Origin of the sequence: Haladaptatus caseinilyticus, from assembly GCF_026248685.1 — an archaeon.
GTDB lineage: Archaea > Halobacteriota > Halobacteria > Halobacteriales > Haladaptataceae > Haladaptatus > Haladaptatus caseinilyticus.
Genome location: NZ_CP111040.1, coordinates 546,472 through 562,382, shown reverse-complemented (window position 1 = coordinate 562,382; position 15,911 = coordinate 546,472). Strand labels below are relative to the sequence as shown.

At 50.9% G+C, this 15,911-nt stretch carries 18 protein-coding genes and 2 pseudogenes; 12 read left to right on the top strand and 8 right to left on the bottom strand.

Annotated features, from left to right (window positions below):
• Positions 1–623: 623 nt before the first annotated feature.
• Complete coding sequence (locus OOF89_RS19835; protein ID WP_266081295.1) at positions 624–1,850, top strand: RNA-guided endonuclease InsQ/TnpB family protein; 1,227 nt, start codon at positions 624–626, stop codon at positions 1,848–1,850.
• 119 nt (positions 1,851–1,969) lie between these two features.
• Here OOF89_RS19835 and OOF89_RS19830 read toward each other — a convergent pair whose 3' ends face one another.
• Together OOF89_RS19830 and OOF89_RS19825 are read right to left on the bottom strand one after the other, a co-directional pair.
• Positions 1,970–3,214, bottom strand: coding sequence for an inorganic phosphate transporter (locus OOF89_RS19830; protein ID WP_266081293.1), 1,245 nt, complete (start codon positions 3,212–3,214; stop codon positions 1,970–1,972).
• Between the two features lie 570 nt (positions 3,215–3,784).
• Positions 3,785–4,774 carry a DHH family phosphoesterase gene (locus OOF89_RS19825; protein ID WP_266081292.1) on the bottom strand — a complete coding sequence of 330 codons (990 nt, stop codon included), beginning with the start codon at positions 4,772–4,774 and terminating at the stop codon, positions 3,785–3,787.
• A 131-nt stretch (positions 4,775–4,905) separates the two neighbouring features.
• Between OOF89_RS19825 and OOF89_RS19820 the strand changes: the two genes are divergently transcribed.
• From OOF89_RS19820 to OOF89_RS19810, 3 genes are all read left to right on the top strand, one after another.
• Positions 4,906–5,145, top strand: a complete 240-nt coding sequence (locus tag OOF89_RS19820; protein WP_266081290.1) for an amphi-Trp domain-containing protein — start codon at positions 4,906–4,908, stop codon at positions 5,143–5,145.
• 55 nt (positions 5,146–5,200) lie between these two features.
• Positions 5,201–6,247, top strand: a complete 1,047-nt coding sequence (locus OOF89_RS19815; protein ID WP_266081839.1) for a YihY/virulence factor BrkB family protein — start codon at positions 5,201–5,203, stop codon at positions 6,245–6,247.
• 80 nt (positions 6,248–6,327) lie between these two features.
• Positions 6,328–7,173 carry a mechanosensitive ion channel family protein gene (locus tag OOF89_RS19810; protein ID WP_266081837.1) on the top strand — a complete coding sequence of 282 codons (846 nt, stop codon included), beginning with the start codon at positions 6,328–6,330 and terminating at the stop codon, positions 7,171–7,173.
• A gap of 135 nt (positions 7,174–7,308) precedes the next feature.
• Here OOF89_RS19810 and OOF89_RS19805 read toward each other — a convergent pair whose 3' ends face one another.
• Entirely contained in the window at positions 7,309–8,574 is a 1,266-nt protein-coding gene (locus tag OOF89_RS19805; RefSeq protein ID WP_266081288.1) for a DUF7504 family protein, read from the bottom strand.
• A gap of 330 nt (positions 8,575–8,904) precedes the next feature.
• Positions 8,905–9,030: a hypothetical protein gene (locus OOF89_RS19800; protein ID WP_266081285.1), complete on the bottom strand. Its 126-nt coding sequence runs from the start codon at positions 9,028–9,030 to the stop codon at positions 8,905–8,907.
• Between the two features lie 75 nt (positions 9,031–9,105).
• Between OOF89_RS19800 and OOF89_RS19795 the strand changes: the two genes are divergently transcribed.
• The 3 genes from OOF89_RS19795 (at position 9,106) to OOF89_RS19785 (ending at position 10,643) form a co-directional block, all read left to right on the top strand.
• Positions 9,106–9,381 carry a hypothetical protein gene (locus OOF89_RS19795; protein WP_266081284.1) on the top strand — a complete coding sequence of 92 codons (276 nt, stop codon included), beginning with the start codon at positions 9,106–9,108 and terminating at the stop codon, positions 9,379–9,381.
• Positions 9,378–9,818, top strand: a complete 441-nt coding sequence (locus OOF89_RS19790) for a type II toxin-antitoxin system VapC family toxin (protein ID WP_266081281.1) — start codon at positions 9,378–9,380, stop codon at positions 9,816–9,818. Before OOF89_RS19795 ends, OOF89_RS19790 begins: the two co-directional genes overlap by 4 nt.
• A 642-nt stretch (positions 9,819–10,460) precedes the next feature.
• Positions 10,461–10,643, top strand: a complete 183-nt coding sequence (locus tag OOF89_RS19785; protein ID WP_266081279.1) for a DUF7437 domain-containing protein — start codon at positions 10,461–10,463, stop codon at positions 10,641–10,643.
• Positions 10,644–10,952: 309 nt separating this feature from the next.
• Here the strand turns inward: OOF89_RS19785 and OOF89_RS19780 are convergent, their stop codons facing one another.
• Positions 10,953–12,344 carry an ATP-binding protein gene (locus tag OOF89_RS19780; protein ID WP_266081277.1) on the bottom strand — a complete coding sequence of 464 codons (1,392 nt, stop codon included), beginning with the start codon at positions 12,342–12,344 and terminating at the stop codon, positions 10,953–10,955.
• A gap of 51 nt (positions 12,345–12,395) precedes the next feature.
• Here OOF89_RS19780 and OOF89_RS19775 point away from each other — a divergent pair.
• From OOF89_RS19775 to OOF89_RS19770, 3 genes and pseudogenes are all read left to right on the top strand, one after another.
• Positions 12,396–12,597 (top strand): annotated as a pseudogene (locus tag OOF89_RS19775) (transposase); the annotation flags it as partial.
• A complete protein-coding gene (locus tag OOF89_RS24665; RefSeq protein WP_407661660.1) occupies positions 12,557–12,988 on the top strand; it encodes a choice-of-anchor W domain-containing protein in 432 nt (143 codons plus the stop codon). The pseudogene OOF89_RS19775 and the gene OOF89_RS24665, both read left to right, overlap by 41 nt.
• A 39-nt stretch (positions 12,989–13,027) precedes the next feature.
• Positions 13,028–13,540: a signal peptidase I gene (locus tag OOF89_RS19770; RefSeq protein WP_266081276.1), complete on the top strand. Its 513-nt coding sequence runs from the start codon at positions 13,028–13,030 to the stop codon at positions 13,538–13,540.
• A 301-nt stretch (positions 13,541–13,841) separates the two neighbouring features.
• Here OOF89_RS19770 and OOF89_RS19765 read toward each other — a convergent pair whose 3' ends face one another.
• The 3 genes from OOF89_RS19765 to OOF89_RS19755 form a co-directional block, all read right to left on the bottom strand.
• Positions 13,842–14,138, bottom strand: coding sequence for a hypothetical protein (locus OOF89_RS19765; protein ID WP_266081275.1), 297 nt, complete (start codon positions 14,136–14,138; stop codon positions 13,842–13,844).
• An 89-nt stretch (positions 14,139–14,227) separates the two neighbouring features.
• Positions 14,228–14,644, bottom strand: a complete 417-nt coding sequence (locus OOF89_RS19760; protein ID WP_266081274.1) for an HVO_A0114 family putative DNA-binding protein — start codon at positions 14,642–14,644, stop codon at positions 14,228–14,230.
• Positions 14,634–14,942 carry a toxin-antitoxin system TumE family protein gene (locus OOF89_RS19755; protein ID WP_266081273.1) on the bottom strand — a complete coding sequence of 103 codons (309 nt, stop codon included), beginning with the start codon at positions 14,940–14,942 and terminating at the stop codon, positions 14,634–14,636. Before OOF89_RS19755 ends, OOF89_RS19760 begins: the two co-directional genes overlap by 11 nt.
• A 210-nt stretch (positions 14,943–15,152) precedes the next feature.
• On the opposite strand from OOF89_RS19755, the gene OOF89_RS19750 reads away from it, so the two are divergent.
• Both OOF89_RS19750 and OOF89_RS19745 read left to right on the top strand, forming a co-directional pair.
• Positions 15,153–15,515 carry a hypothetical protein gene (locus OOF89_RS19750; RefSeq protein ID WP_407661648.1) on the top strand — a complete coding sequence of 121 codons (363 nt, stop codon included), beginning with the start codon at positions 15,153–15,155 and terminating at the stop codon, positions 15,513–15,515.
• Positions 15,516–15,659: 144 nt separating this feature from the next.
• A pseudogene (locus tag OOF89_RS19745) lies at positions 15,660–15,845 on the top strand (transposase); the annotation flags it as partial.
• Between the last annotated feature and the right edge of the window lie 66 nt (positions 15,846–15,911).

Here is a 15,911-nt window from a genome sequence, read left to right as displayed (position 1 = left end):
GAGAAGTACTCGACCGCGACGTCCGCCGTGTGTGCTTACGCTCGATTGAACAAGCCGCGCTCAGTCGTCGGTGTGTCGTCGCGTTGGGTCGAACCAACAGCGCACTCGGTTAGCATTCGCTGGGCCACCACATCGGAGAGCGTTGCTTAATGTGACACAAATATAAACGGTGAATGGATCAGCTACAGTCGATGAATGTTCCCTTTTGGGTAGTTTCCGCGCCACACTCCTCACACGACCAGTAGTTATGATTGACCCAGTCATACGTATCGTAGCCGGTGTACGGGCCACTGAGACAGTCGTCGTCCGACGGGAATGCGTAAAGCGTCCCCTCTTCGATTGTGGTTTTTACCTGAGTTGCAGGCGCTAAGGCCCCTTCCTAAAGGAGCGACCGAAGGGAGCGAGTAGGGAGGGGATACAGTGCCGTCATCATCTGTTCATCCACTGCTCTGTTGCAGGCCCACGTAATCACAAACTATTTGTATGCAGATTTCATAAATTATTTGTGTAAAACGTAAAACTATTTCTATCCGCGACGATCAAGAGGAGTGGATTCAGGAAAACCACATGAGTCTCTCCTCGTTCAAGCGAAACTTGACGAACACATCGAAGACCACTCGTAGATGAACTACAACTACAGATACCGACTGAACCCACCCGCCGATATTGAAGAGCGGTTAGCGTGGACGGTCGATACCTGTAGACAGGTCTACAACCACTTTCTCCACCGTTTGAACCGGAACGGCGACACGTCGGTATACTCCGAACAGAAACTCCTGCCGAGTCTCAAAAAGTGGTGGAACGACCTGAAAGACGTTCACTCGAAAGTGCTTCAAAAGGTCGTTCAGCGGTTGTACGATAACCTCTCAACGCTCCGTGGTCGCAAAGACAACGGCTACCGTGTTGGGACGCTCAAGTGGAAGGCACCCGAAGAGTACCGAAGTTTCACCTACAGTCAATCTGGCTTCAAGCTCAAGAACACGAACGGTCAGACGCGACTATGGCTCTCGAAACTCGGTGACATACCCATCACCTTCCACCGCGACTTATCCGACGACGCGGACATTAAGACTGTCTCGATTAAGCAGGAACCCACTGGAAAGTGGTACGCTATCCTCGGTGTCGAGACACCCGATGAAGCTCCCGAGAAACCGGCGAATCCCAAAAAGTGCGTTGGCATCGACGTAGGAATTCTCAAGTACGCACACGATACCGACGGAACGGCAGTCGAATCGCTGGATTTGTCCGAGGAACGCGACCGGTTGGAACGCACCCAACGTACACTCTCACGGAAGCAACACGGTTCCAAGAATTGGGAGAAGCAGCGCCGTGCGGTGGCAGAACGTCACACCGACTTGAAACAGAAGCGCCGGGACTTCTTGCACAAGTTGTCGAACTACTACGCAAAAGAGTATGACCTTGTCGCAGTCGAAGACTTGGATGCAAAAGGACTGATGGAACTCCCAGACAACAGCCGGAATCGAGCGGGTGCATCGTGGGGGACGTTCCTCCGAATGCTCGAATACAAGTGTGAACGTGACGGCACACACTACGTTCCAGTGAACCCACGTGGGACGACGAAAGAGTGTGCATCCTGTGGCGTTTCGACCGATAAACCGCTGTGGGTGCGCGAACACGCGTGTCCGGCGTGCGGGTTCGAAGCGGATAGAGACGCAAATGCGGCGTGGAACATCCTTTCTCGCGGTATCACCAAAGTAGGAGCGGTTCACTCCGAATCACCGCCTGTGGAGACTGCACTCCCTACGGACACGGTTGTGTCTGCAAAGCGCGTCCTCGAAACAGGAAGCCCCGTCCTCAGCGAGGCCATACGGCCGAGCAGGGCGGGGTAGTTCACAGCGGTCATGTGTTTGCAGAAGGCGTTGCGGTGGACGTGATACGGACACGTGCAGGCCATTGCGACGTCGGTCACGTCGTCAATATTATTCACGCAAAATCAGTTAAACGGCGTTCACAGCAAAAATACAAATACCGGATAGGAAGTCACAACAGCTAACGAGGGCGTCAACACCCACATTGTAACAATACGTTTGGCTGCCGCTGGATCGAACAGGCTCCGCTGATCGAGGTCTGCCGGTCCCTCTGCACCAACGTCAGGCACGTCTGGCAGTTCCTCCGGTTTCTCTGCTGGTTCCTCATGACGAGCAACATCGCCAATTGTTGGACTTGCAGGCATATCCTCAGCGCGAGAGGTGACCAGCGCTCCTGTTGCGACCTCTAAATCCGGATGTTCACGTTCTGGCGTCGCAAACTCCACGAGCGTCGCTGCTCGGCTTGCCCGTCCCCATCCGAGTCCAATGATCGTCGATGTTGTACTTACTGCGAGACTTGCTGGGATCCCGAAGTAGGACAGAATCGTGATGACTGTGCCACCGACTATGGAGACAATCAATGAAGCGAGAATTGGTAGCTCTGTAATATCGTCTCCGACCGTCTCCAGTGTGCGTCGGGCGATGGTGAAACTACCCAGACCAAAGGCCACTACCGCAAGCAGGACGCCCTGACTGACAGTGAGTGTCCCTCCTTCGCCGACGAGGGGAGCCACAGCGTTTGCCGCGTTTGACGCCCCCGCCGAAAACGCCATGTAACACGCAATGACAACCACCGAAATCGATCCAATGATATCCTGTCGTGTCGCGTTTGGATTCAAGTAGAGTCGAGGAATCGCCCCAGAACGGTCGAGCTGGATGAAGTGGAGATCAAACTTTGTGAACGCAACATAGCGATCCAGATACGGGTAGATATAACGCCCGACAACGATTCCAATGCTGAGGCTGATCAGTGGTGCGACGATCCATGCTGAGACGATAGTAAACATCAATGCCTTATTCAGTGTGTTCGTCGCAAGGCCCAATCCAACAATAGCGCCAACGGCTGTCATTGACGTTGAGGCTGGAACGCCATAGAGATTCGAAATAAGGAGCGAAGCACCGGTGAAGAACAAGACGGCAACACTTGCGGCAGGCGTGAATTGGGTTGCCGGTACGATACTGCTGCTCATCGTTGCGATGACGTTCCGACCGACGGTCCAGGCTCCGAGAAAGGCAAAGCCAACGAACAGGGCTGCTGCGGTTGCCTTCCGTAGGAGGCGTGAGCCGACTGCTGGACCGAACGCGACACCCGTCGATGAGCCACCAATATTGAAGCCAACGAATATGGCGACGACCACCCCGGCGACGGTTAGCACTGATACCATTGGTTTCTCTCTAAATCAACGTTGCTAGCACCTATATAAAATTCCGGAAACCAGCTCTGGGATTGTACTGTCCAGCCTGCTGTTATTCACTATCCTAAACTTCAATTCTTCTCCGTCACTATTCCAAAGTCTGCATATTTTGAGCGTGTGGATTCGTACGCTGTCTCAGTATTTGTTTTCCATCTATTGATGGGTGTTTGTGCTATCCGTCATACATGTAATGGCGAGGTTACCCTACCGTTTACAGCGTTAAAAAGATGCTTCGCATCTTATTCGCACACCAGAACCCTCTGAATTCTGAAGACAGTGAGAGCTTGTGTTCGGTTAGCTTTGCATTTGAACGTGTTTCACCTTCCTGAATACAGGCGCTAAGGACCCTTCCTCAAGGAACGAGCACCGCGATCGAGTAGGGAGGGGGATACAGCGCCGTCATCGAAACAGGAAGCCCTGTCCTCAGCGAGGCTGTCAAGCCGAGCAGGGTAGTTCACTAAGATTTTCCGTGTGTATCATGGGCGCAATAGCCTTCGAGTACCTCGCTTATCAGGTTCGCTGAGCGGGTTTTATCAGTAATCAATCGAACTCTGTGAGTTCGTGGAACAGGCGATTGGTGATGATCGAGATTGCAATCTCAACTATCTGTCTATGGTCTTTGTCGCCTTTGAGTAGAGGAACACACCCACCAGCCATTTGCTGATGACCTCCCAAACTACCCATCGAGCCAAACGTTTGGTCCAGCAATTCCCCGACGTGGGTAGCTGGGTCGGCCGACCGTGCGCTAAACTGAACCTCGTCGTTGATCACGCCGAAAATGACTGTAATATTGATCCCTTGTAGGTTCAACAGAAAATCAGCTGCCTGAGGAAGAGCGTCTCGCTCGGTGGTCACTCCAGCAAAAGAGACCAAGGATGATTGCTGGATCTTGCGATTTTCAATTGCTTCACTCAGTGCATCGATCGTCTCTGACGTATACGGGACATTCAATAGGTTTGCGAAAAGGCCCTGATCAATAAACGGATGGAGATACTCTGCTGCAGCATATTCTTGGGCAGATACTTTACGTGTAAACCCGAGTGTATCGGAGCGAATCCCGATCAACAGTGCGGTTGCAAGAGCACTTTCGGGGACGATCTGAAGATCGTGTAGATATTCAACCAAAATTGTCGCGGTCGAACCTACATTTTCACGACGGTCAATAACATCGGCTGTTACATGCGTTGCTGGATGATGATCGAGAACGATATTGATGCCAGCAGTTGATGGGACATCATTGTTTTCGCCAGGAACCGAATGATCGACAAATGCCACACTATCGTGGTTCTCTAACAATTCGTCGTCAAAGTTCACCAATGGGACGTCAAGACGATTGACGAGGGCTCGATTTTGTTGATGAGAAATGCCACCATTATATGCAATAGTGACTGTTTCAACTCCAGAGTACTCTCCGATTCGTTTAAGCGCAAGTGCACTCGCAAGACAATCAGGGTCGGGATTGTTATGGCAGACGATAAGCAGAGATTCCTGATTCTGAAGATGGTCAACTACCTGCTGTACACGAGTCACAACAAGAATACTTGACTACTCTGGCATGAATCTATAGGCCAGTTGGATGTTGAGCACCAGCACAGGAATCCGTTTCACCCGAACTCCTTGCCCAAAACACCTATCCGAACTGTTTGAGATAGGTATTCTTGATGTCCGAAAAAACACTCCACGAAGAGAAAATATCGCGAGAAGAAGTCGCTGATCGATTGCAAGCAATTGCACATGAACTTCGAGAAGGTGGAGATGCCAACATCGATGTCGGAAATAAAACGGTGACCCTCTCACCAGCAGACTCTGTCGGGTATGAAATCGGCACTCGAGAATCTTCATCCGTCCTCCGCGGGAGTCGCGAGTCGGTGACGATCAAACTGGACTGGAAACCCAAATAGGAGAACAATTGTATATCGTTGGTAGCACTTTGAGATTAGACTACCTTTATTGATTATGTCTCCATCAATTCAGAACGGTATCATAGTCGCTCAGTCGGTTCGGACCGAAATACAGGAGAAACAGGTGACGTTTCTCGCAGGAAGTATCGCATATCATGCCTTCATCTCCCTTCTACCGCTCCTGCTCCTTGCATTTCTGGCATTTGCAGCGATTGGAAGCACCAACTTGCAGACCCAGGTGGTCAGCTTTGCGAAATCTCTTTCTCCCGAGATTGGGCAGCTTGCTAAAACAACACTCAACAGTGAACAAGGACAAGCAAGCGCTTCGATCGTGGGAATACTAACGCTCACATGGGGGGCGTTGAAACTCTTCCGGGGATTGGATACTGCCTTCTCCGAAATCTACGCAGCTGAAACAAACGGATCCATTCTCGACCAGATACGTGACGGCCTTATCGTCCTGTTCGCGATTGGGTTTGCGGTGATTGCGACGATTGTTGCAGGCACACTGCTCGCCCTCTTTCCTGCAGTTCCATTTATCGAATTGCTCAACCCGATCGTATTGATCGTGGCACTCGTCATCGCTTTTTTCCCAATGTATTATCTCTTCCCTGGGGTCGAAACCACACCACGTGCGGTCTTGCCTGGGACGGTATTTGCGGCAGTGGGATGGACAGCACTTCAGGGCTTGTTTCAGATTTACGTACACGTAGTTGGCTCAAGCGCTTCGGGTGTTCTCGGTGCAGTGCTTCTTTTGGTGACATGGCTCTACTTTAGTGGGTTAGTATTGCTCACTGGAGCAGTGCTAAATGCCGTCCTCGCACACCAAACGAAAACAGCTGACACACAGACAGAAACACGACAACGATCACTCAACCGCGATGAAGCTGCTCGGTATGCTCGCCTCGTTCGTGAACGAATGTTCGGACGCTATGAGCGAATGGAAGCGATAGAAGTTCCAGCCGATGAATCGTTCTTGAACTCGATCACGGAGCGGCCTGCTACAGTTGAGTTGGTTGAGGAAATATCGAAAACAGATGATGGCAACCAGTATGAGATTCGAGTGCGGTGGAACGAAAATAGCGATGAGAAAGAGGTCTAATTTGGGAAAACCTTCATAAAACGTCTCTCCGATTGTCGATTCGAACTATGGTACTGAATTTAGTGTTGGACTGGAGTTCAATGATCCCACTGCAGGCAAGTAATACACTCTCAACTTCGGCCATCGTCGGCAATTACGTGATTCCCGCAGTACTGTTCCTCGTAACACTCGTCGTGGTATATCTGATCGGACGGAGTGTCCTCATTCCACTGCTCACACGGGTACTGAAAGAACAAGGGCACGATCCAGCTGTTCGGAGTTTGGCAGAAAATGTGGCAGGAATCCTCGTCTGGGTACTCGCTATCGCGCTTGCGTTCACGGTTGCTGGCTTTGGCGGCGTTATCGCCGCATTCGGTGTGTTTGCCGGTGCAATTGTCCTCGCGATTGGGTTTGCCGCACAGGAACTCCTTGGCAACTTTGTTGCTGGAATCTTTATTCTCAAGGACCGGCCGTTCACGATCGGTGATTGGATTGAATGGAGTGGCGGTGAGGGACAAGTCGAGGATATCGATTTACGTGTAACACGAGTGCGGACGTTCGATAATGAGCGGATTACCGTTCCGAACGGCGACTTAGCGAATGATGCGGTGAAGAATCCAGTTGCCTATGATAAGCTCCGGCAGAAATTCGTCTTTGGAATTGGCTATGATGACGACATCGACCATGCAAAGGATGTAATTCTCGACGAGACACGACAACACGATGAAATTCTCGCAGATCCAGCACCCGATATTCGGGTGACGGAACTCGCTGATTCGTATGTCGGGTTGCAAACTCGGTTTTGGATCGGTGAGCCCGGGCGAGGAAACTTCACACGAATTCGGTCAGAGCTAGTTCAAGCAGTGAAAGAGCGGCTAGATGCCGAAGCGATTGACATGCCCTATCCGGTTCGAACACTTGAAGGGTCGATCGAGGTCACGGAGTAACTGGAAACGGCCCGGCGTCATCTAACAAGGGGCCTTTTGTTACTAGCTTTCGATGGTTCATATGCGGATTAAAATGATGGTGAACTCAGAGAGGTATTCCGAGATAAATTAGATGAACAGACTATGTTTCGCTCGCTATCTGTTCTCGATTATTGGGAACCACTCCGTCGTGTATCCTGTTTTTGGGAGGATCCACCGCTGCTCAGGACCCCGTTCACTCACACGAAGCTCAATTGTTGCATCGAATACTGATTCGATTTCATCCATTGGGAATGAATCTCGATCCTGTGGAAGCGTGTAATAGCCCAGTCCCCTAACGCCACGGACGGCACGACAGATGGGAGTTAGAAACATCGCAATGTCAGTCGACGTTGCTTCCACCACCGGTTGAAGCGTATCGACGTAGAGTTGAACGTCAATTGGCCGATCATCCCTAACATACTCTTCCTGCAATGCTACTGAATGAATGAGAGCAGTTTGAAGATCGGTTAGAGTCCCACTGATAGGAGTTATTTGGACGTTTTCTTGTGGACTGGTTACTGCCGCCGCCGTTGATCGGACTGCTGCTTGATAATCAACAATTTCAACAGTGTTCAGCGGTGGCTGAGCTGGTGTCGCTTGGCGTTGAAGCGCGGTTGGAGAGCGATCGAGTAACGCAAATAGATCATAGCGGGTCGAATCGGGATCGTTCATGAGATAGGAACGTTCAGCATCGAAAACATCACTTGGAACGTCCCCGACGACTAGAATGTTTCCGCCTTTCTCTTTGAGTTGTCCAAGTTCAGATCGGATGGTAACCATCCCATTTCCTGAAACCGTAACGAAGTACCCTTCAAATCCGAACGAAACATAGCCATTGGTTCGTGGTGTACCATCAGCCAACGGCTGGAAAAGCTCGTTGAGTGCATCTGGATTGATTCGGTCGGCGAGCCGTTCTGTCACTGCTTGAGAGTCAATCCCAATTGCATTCGTAACAGCGAGGACGACTTCCGTTCCGAGATCATCGGTTGGAGCATATTCGTATGTGATAGCATCTGTTGATCCGAATGGAGCGCCAGCGAATTCAGTAGCTAGTGGAAGATCTGCGTCAAGCTCAGGGACGAGCGGTTCATTTGTAATGTAAATTTCACCTGGTTGTCGAACTTGGATCGCATGATCATGCCACGAGAAGATGACTTCGGGTGTACGTTGGTGAGTGGAATCAAGAGTGAATATTTCGTTGAGCGCTTCGGGGTTGATCTCGTTGTAGAGAGGATCAAGTATCCGTGGATCGATATCCATGACAGTTCCCATTGCTTCACTGAGCTGAGTACTGAGGGAACCATTGTCTTCAGTTGGGCTGAAGTGCTGACAGTGCTCTGATTGGAAGATATCGCGAATCGTGTGCTGCTCGCTGACCATAGTAATAGCGTTTATCGCGTTGCGGGACTGAAAGCTTGTTGGTGTGGGGTGTGGTATCGTGGCTTGTTGTGATAAGTACAGTAGTATTGACTTTGCCAATCTTTTTGTTGAAGGGTATATCTAATATTGCAGTTTAAGATTGGAAGAAGAGTATTAAAATGGAAACTAACTCATTGGAGTACGATCAATCGACGCATTCACCCCTTATGAGCGTTCGCTGGACCACTTCCTTTAGTTTCGTTTGGCGTGCCACAAATGAAAGAAGCGAGTGAGCTAGCGGCAGTCGGTGAGCGTGGCCTTTTGAGTGGCTTCCGCGCCACAGCCACCATACTACCAGTACTTGCGATCGATATTGCCGTACCTGTCGTAGCCGGTGTATGAGCCACTGACACGCTCGTCGTCCGATGGGAATGCCTCGAGCGTACCTTCTTCGATTGCGCTTTCGACGGCGGCCATGTGTTATGCAGTAGACGACACAATACTACTACTGAACAGAGTAGCATTTATTGCTGAGTAGAAGAATCTACTAGCATGGCAACGTCGGTGAAAATGGACGAAGGAACGAAGTCTGATTTGGAAAAACTCCAAGCAGAGGTTCGTCTGAAAGCAGGAAAGCAAGTTACACAGCAGGAAATTCTCGCCCGGATCGTTGCACAGGCGGTTGACTCGAAAGCAGATCTCATCGATTCGTTTCGCGATGAAATGCCAACACTGGATCCGAGCGAGCGAGAAGCATTCCATCAAGGAATGGTCTCTTCTGGCGTGAAAACATCGGAGTCAGATATCGACGAAGAGTTGTACGGATGAGCGTTCTTATCGACACTGGTGTTTTTTACGCACATCACGATAAAGACTCAGAACGCCATGATGTTGCTATTTCTGCGATGAATTCAGTACTTACTGGTGAGTATGGACAACCGTACACCAGTGACTATGTCTATGATGAAACAGTCACATTAACTCGAATGCGGACTGGTTCATTTGAGTCTGCAAAAACCGTCTCCGACCGCATTCTTGGACGCAAATCATTTCCAGAGATATTCGAGATAATCCAGATGGGGCACGACGACTTTAATGCGACAGTCGATACATGGATCCAGTATCAAGACCACGATCTAAGTGTGACTGACGCAAGCCTTGTGACGCTCTGTGAACGGTATGATATCGATTCTATCCTCAGCTTTGACTCAGATTTTGATGGAATCGTCCATCGAACAGACCCCTCCCATATGTCTACGAAATAAGAAGATAGAAGAGAATCAGTTCGGTAGTTCCTTCCGCCCCTTCGCACGCACGGCCAGCACGGGAAGTCACCGAGGCCTTCATAGTTGCAGTTTTCGGGTTCGGTATCGTTGTCGTCCTCGGAGGGGAACGCATCGAGCGTCCCATTGTCGGTTGCGGTTTCGACGGCGGCCATGCGCTTGCAGTCAGTGTTTCGGTGGACGTGATGTGGGCACGTGCAGGCCATCAGTTCCTCGGCCAGGTCGTCGATGAGGACGACAAGTTGCTGCTCAGCGGGATTGTCGTGACTCTCGTTGGTAATTTCGATGAGTCCGAGGCCCATTGACGTCGAAGGCAAATTGTTCGGCCTGTGCGCGTTTCTGTGACGTCTCGTCAGCTTCAAGCGCTGCGATTTGTTTTGTACTCATGGTCTTCCCGCCGTGGTATTTGGAAGACTGGTGCTGGGTGCGACAACACCCGGTGCATTTCTACACACGCCCAAGAACACCGTTTGGCGCTGCCATCGGTCGGCTCGTTAGAGAACTGATCATCCCGATTCGAACCTTCGAAAGCCAAGTGATGGGGAAGTCGCGGGCGGGTGGGCAGTCTGCACAGCAGGTCTCGCAATTGCGATTGAGTATGCACGTGCGTATGTCAAATGCAAAATGACGTCGCGAATCATGGCTCGTGAGTTGGATCTCTCTGTACTCGAGGCCGAAACCATCCTTCAAGAACTTCGTGAGATCATTGTCGATGTAGAGCCAGACGCCCAGGACGATCTGGATCTCGATGCAATCGACGCACAGGTGGATATTGACGACGAGGATCTTCCAGAGCACTCTGAGTAAATACCTCTCTCAATTATCCCTGATACTGAAACACATATCGCCGACATCAACATCTTCATTGCCTTCGTACGCCCCGAGTCTGGTCGATTCGCGTTTCTAGAGCGTATTGTCCAGGAACACGATATCGTGTTCACGATTCCACAGCGAGTGTACGAAGAGTTGAGTGGTGGACCGGGAGGATACACATCAGCAAATGAGCCGATTGATCTCGCCCTGGATCGTGGGTGGGCCACATTCGCGGATGAGATTGCGTATGTAAACCCGGTCGTTTCGAGTACGATGGATATCGTGCAGCGCTATCGGCAGAAGCTAATTGTCTTTGAACACGGCTGCCATCGCTTCCAAATCAAACAACGACCATCGACTATCGAGTTGGTCCGCAAGTCCGTCCTCGAAACCGGCTCTCGAAAACAACACGAATTCCTCGTCTCGCTCACCCGTTTTCCACCGCACGTCATCTACCTTTTCGCGGAGATCCTCGACAAGACCTATCCCGACTGGGGTGGTTGTCCATTTGCACTCGCCGAACAGTGCTGACGGTGTCCGGTCGTCGAGTGCAACGAGATTTATCTCCTGATCACCGTACCACCACCGACCGACTGCGCCGTATGTGCCGTTCAACTGTTCCGTGCGGTTGAGTTCCCAAAGCGCTTCCCGACACACATCTTCGAACGTCGCCGCGACAAACTGATCGAGTTCTGGTAAGATACGATCCTCGAGGACGAGACCGGGCGCTTGCTCGATACCCGACCGGTTCGGCTCAACGAACCGAAACCAGAATCGAAGAAACTCGTCGCCGATGCGGTACAGCGGTCGCTTCGACTTCTTTTCTTGTGCGGTTACCGGGACTTCCCGATCTACCAACCGGAGGCGACGAAGTCGTTGCAAGTATCCCGAAAGCGGTCCGGATCCGATGTCGGTTTGGCCTGCAATCTCGTTCGGCGTCGTGTGACCGTTCGCAATCGCTTCGAGGATGCTCATGTAGCGGGAAGGATTCCGAAGCTCCGTCCGTAGGAGGAATTCGGGTTCATCGTAGAGTATCGACGTTTTCGAGAGCGGTTGCTGGAGGATGTTCGATTTGAGTGATTCGTTGTAGTCGAACAGGGTGAGGTACATCGGCATGCCGCCCGTGACTGCGAACGAGCGAACGCTCTCTTCGAACGAATAGTCGATAACAGCAAGCGCGCCGGCGAACGAAAACGGCTGGAGGTCTATCTGGGCGGTTCGACGGCCGTAGAGCGGACTCTCGTGACCCATCACCTCTGACTCTATGACACTGATACTCGACCCACAGAGAATGAGCGTTGAGGAGGACTCACCTTGAAGGCTATCGACGAGCGTTTGGAACGCCGAGAGCACCGTGTCACTTGACGCGACGAGATATGGAAATTCGTCGAGAGCGATTAGTCGTTTTCCGTCGGCGAGCGTCTCTTCGAGGTAGCCGGCCACGTCATACCAGTCGTCAAGTCGCGGTACCCGCTGATCACGGTGAGTTGCGAGTTCATCGGCGAGTTTCTCTTGCTGAACTTTCGCAGAGTCCTGCGTAGCAAGATGATAGAGATGTTCTTTCCCGTTACAGAACGCTTTAATGAGCTCTGTTTTTCCGACGCGCCGACGTCCGTAGATAATAATGAGGCTGAACTGGTCGCGATTGTGTTCCGCCTGGAGTGCATCGAGTTCGCTACTCCGATTGTAGAACATTCGTACGATAATGATTATTACGATAATGACTTAGCTATTTCCATCAGGTGCAACGAGTATGCCTATCAGTGGGCGACAGTGCAGTTGGTCGGCAACGCGGTTCTGCTGGTTTTGGACTCGGTCGGTCAAAATGGGAGACAGCCGCCGCGAGATCGTTGAAAATCTGCTTGACAGTGTGAAAGATTTTGTTCATATCGACGGAATGCTGATGGATCGAGGGTTCGCCAGCCAGCACCTGCTCGAATCCATCTCAGACAACACAAACAGCATATCAAGATTGGTCCAATGGCGAAACACGTCCCTTTACTTTCCGATACATACGATCCAGCAATCAAGCGCAATTCGTCAATCAAAACGGGAATGCTGTGAGTTACTCACCATCAAATCGAGGACCGTATAATGATTTGTTCATCAGGATTCGTGGTGCATCAAATGAGACAATGACGATTTCAAACCTCACATTAAATGGAACAGCACTCTCAGAATCGCTCTCGATTTCGAATGGGATCAGAGTCTTACGCATCACCAACGTCCCCTTCGCCTCTGGATTTGTCCTCCAAGGATCTGCACGCATGACATGGACGGGGATCAAGCCAAGTTCAAATAATCAGTATGTTGAGCTCCGAGTAGGGCAAGTCACATGAATAGTAATAGCTACTAATCACACCCAAATTACCGATATCATGGTTTCAATTTCAACAGTACTACAAAAGCGTTGTGGAACGATCATCCTCGCAGTCGTCGTGCTGCTCTGTCTCACGCCTCTCACAATCTTTGCAGTGCCACAGGTCGTTGGAGCAGATCACAGCTACGTCATCGTCTCCTCAAGTATGGAGCCTGCCGTTGGACAAGGCGATGCAATTTTTGTGGATAGTGTTTCCCCTCAAGCAGTTGAGAGAGGCGATATCATCACCTTTTCTGAGCAAGTGAACAACACGACGACGAGTGGTAGTGGTCAGGTTGTTACGCATCGGGTTGCTAATATTTCACACAAAAATGGGACGATACAATTCCAGACGAAAGGTGACGCGAACGAAGAAGTTGATCCAGTTCCAATCCCCGCCTCAGCACTGATCGGGGTTGTCACGTTCCAGATCCCGCTGCTTGGCTATTTCATCGCCTTTGCGAGTACACCACTCGGCAACCTTGCTCTAGTTGGACTCCCAATGGGTCTCTTGATCGTCAACGAACTCTAGAGTTTGATGAAGGCATATTGAGAGCGAAGATATACGGTTGGGCGTGTCGCCGCCCATCATCTTGGTGGGATTGGACTCGTGTACAGAATAATTGTCATCCATCTTCTTTCAATCTGGATCCTCTACGCTCCGACCTTTCCCAATGTATTAGGGTTATTTCCCTGTATGCCGACAGCTGCTTAGTGCAACATAGGGCAGTAGACACTCTCCAGTGTGCCACTGTGGTTCATGCACAATCGCTTTGTTTAGTTATTTCTCACTCCCAGATATTGGCTTTTAGGAACCAACACGGCTTCTGGAGCTACCCATTGATAATGTAATCCAACCCCTCCATGAAGTATACATATGTGACAATGGTTCCGATGACAAATATCGCCGCCCAGAATGGAACAAATCCAGTTGATGTAGAGACTGATTGGTAAGCAGGATTTGCTTTTGCATACCCAGTCCATAGAAACGTCTGAAGAGCCCACCCCATAAGCAGCAGTCCGATCCCAACACCGAGACCGTATCTAATCATACTAACGGTATTGTGTGTCATTATTTCTGGATATGCCCTCGCGACAACTAATACTTCTATACAAAACGTGTCGTCCATACCTGCCACGGCCTAGCGAATACACCCTAGACCAAGTTGCAAGCCCATCCAGAAATACGTACCTGGGGGGAGGCTAATTACGCTTTTCCTCACGCCTCGGCGGGCGTTTCTGAGTCTGTCTCGAAGTCGAAGAGAGGAAGATCAACCTCGATGGAATCGTACCAGACAGTCGGGCGTTTCGTCTGGCCGTCCATTTCGAGATCGATTACACCGAGTTCGGCGAGCTCCTCCAAATTTCGATGGACCTGGCGCACGTCGCGATCAACGAGCCGGGCGGTTGCTCGGATGCTTGCGGGCCGCTCGCGAGCGATTGTTCGCAGCAGCGTCAGGCTGGTTGGACGCGTCACTGTCTGGAGATCTTCGATCTCGTGAAAGACGGTCTCGAAGTACGGCTTCGGAGACTCGCCCCGATCAATCGCTTTCAGCGCCTCCTTGGTACGCTTCTTATCGCTTCGCTGGAAGCGAATGTGCAGGACTCGCTCATCGGACTGGGTATTAGTGTTCATGCTCGTCTACCTCCTGTTTGAATTGTTTGTATACGTCGAACACACCGGTGAACTCGATATCAACGACACGATCTTCACCGATATGTTTGTGGTGGGTGGCTGCTCCTGGATGGTCAGGAAAATTGTCGTACCGGATGATGGTTACACCATCGCGCTCGCCGTATTGCATCGAATATTTCACCCCTTCGGGATAGCGATCTGACACAGGTACGTCCCACGCACGAACGTCGGTGTATGTTTCGGCAAACGTCTCCGTTTCTCGGAACAACAATTCGGCGCCCGAATCGTCCTGTGTCATCTACTGTTGCTATGTGCCCCAACACAATGAGTGTTGTGATCAACTACAACAGGCGATACAACTGAACCCGCGAGTCGCCCCAATTTCGTGTTTGTGTAGATACAAACCAAACAGTCACCAACCCGTGAAACGCCCGAAACCACGCGATTCACCATTTCGATAGCGCCGTCCCCAGCCTCTACATTGCACGAAACTCATGACTAACACGCAATGAGGACGGAACGGAACAAAGACGGCACCTATAACGTCTGGCTCAGTCGAGAGGAATATCTTGCCATTCCACGCGCCGCCGACTCGTTCAAACACGAGATCGCCATTCGTTTGATGGGCGACTGCGGCCTTCGCGTGACCGAAGTTCTCGGCGTTACCCCCTTGGACATTTCGCGGATGGACGACGGCCGCCACTACGAACTCGAAGTCACGAACGGCAAGGACACGACCGGAAGCTACGACGGTGGGAAGCGACGATCAATCGCTACGTTCGGGAGGCCGGTCTTCCTCCTCACGGGAGTGGCCATTCACCTACTGGTGATATCTAGCCTTGGCTACTTGTTCACCCGGAGAGCCGACTAATGTTCGCCAATTTGTTTGAGTTCGTTTCGATTTCAGATAATCAACCTGTTTTCGCTGGAAACCAATTACAGAAGTCTTCTGCTGCGTACATTCTCTATGCCTTGCACGACGGTTCCAACAAATAGTAAGTCTCTGGTGGGATAGAACGATCATCGTCAGTATTCGGTGTTCATGACGAACGGGAATCCGAGGTTGTTGTGTGAGTATGAATACCCGTGGGAAATCGAGAGCGGCTACAAGAGCATCAAGCGGCTTATGGCCGCAACAACATCGGAGAACTTTGTTTTGCGATTTTTCTACTTCGCATTCGCGTGCTTGCTGTATTCGATTTAGCGTGCTGTTGCTCTCACGAAACTAACGACGCTGCTGGCAGTGAAATTTCGACAAGAGCTACGA

Bases quoted from the DNA above. Each gene is read 5' to 3' on its own strand.
- OOF89_RS19835 (WP_266081295.1), top strand. From the start codon at position 624: ATGAACTACAACTACAGATACCGACTGAACCCACCCGCCGATATTGAA.
- OOF89_RS19830 (WP_266081293.1), bottom strand. From the start codon at position 3,214: ATGGTATCAGTGCTAACCGTCGCCGGGGTGGTCGTCGCCATATTCGTT.
- OOF89_RS19820 (WP_266081290.1), top strand. From the start codon at position 4,906: ATGTCCGAAAAAACACTCCACGAAGAGAAAATATCGCGAGAAGAAGTC.
- OOF89_RS19815 (WP_266081839.1), top strand. From the start codon at position 5,201: ATGTCTCCATCAATTCAGAACGGTATCATAGTCGCTCAGTCGGTTCGG.
- OOF89_RS19810 (WP_266081837.1), top strand. From the start codon at position 6,328: ATGATCCCACTGCAGGCAAGTAATACACTCTCAACTTCGGCCATCGTC.
- OOF89_RS19805 (WP_266081288.1), bottom strand. From the start codon at position 8,574: ATGGTCAGCGAGCAGCACACGATTCGCGATATCTTCCAATCAGAGCAC.
- OOF89_RS19800 (WP_266081285.1), bottom strand. From the start codon at position 9,030: ATGGCCGCCGTCGAAAGCGCAATCGAAGAAGGTACGCTCGAGGCATTC.
- OOF89_RS19795 (WP_266081284.1), top strand. From the start codon at position 9,106: ATGGCAACGTCGGTGAAAATGGACGAAGGAACGAAGTCTGATTTGGAA.
- OOF89_RS19790 (WP_266081281.1), top strand. From the start codon at position 9,378: ATGAGCGTTCTTATCGACACTGGTGTTTTTTACGCACATCACGATAAA.
- OOF89_RS19785 (WP_266081279.1), top strand. From the start codon at position 10,461: ATGACGTCGCGAATCATGGCTCGTGAGTTGGATCTCTCTGTACTCGAG.
- OOF89_RS19780 (WP_266081277.1), bottom strand. From the start codon at position 12,344: ATGTTCTACAATCGGAGTAGCGAACTCGATGCACTCCAGGCGGAACAC.
- OOF89_RS19770 (WP_266081276.1), top strand. From the start codon at position 13,028: ATGGTTTCAATTTCAACAGTACTACAAAAGCGTTGTGGAACGATCATC.
- OOF89_RS19765 (WP_266081275.1), bottom strand. From the start codon at position 14,138: ATGGACGACACGTTTTGTATAGAAGTATTAGTTGTCGCGAGGGCATAT.
- OOF89_RS19760 (WP_266081274.1), bottom strand. From the start codon at position 14,644: ATGAACACTAATACCCAGTCCGATGAGCGAGTCCTGCACATTCGCTTC.
- OOF89_RS19755 (WP_266081273.1), bottom strand. From the start codon at position 14,942: ATGACACAGGACGATTCGGGCGCCGAATTGTTGTTCCGAGAAACGGAG.
- OOF89_RS19750 (WP_407661648.1), top strand. From the start codon at position 15,153: ATGAGGACGGAACGGAACAAAGACGGCACCTATAACGTCTGGCTCAGT.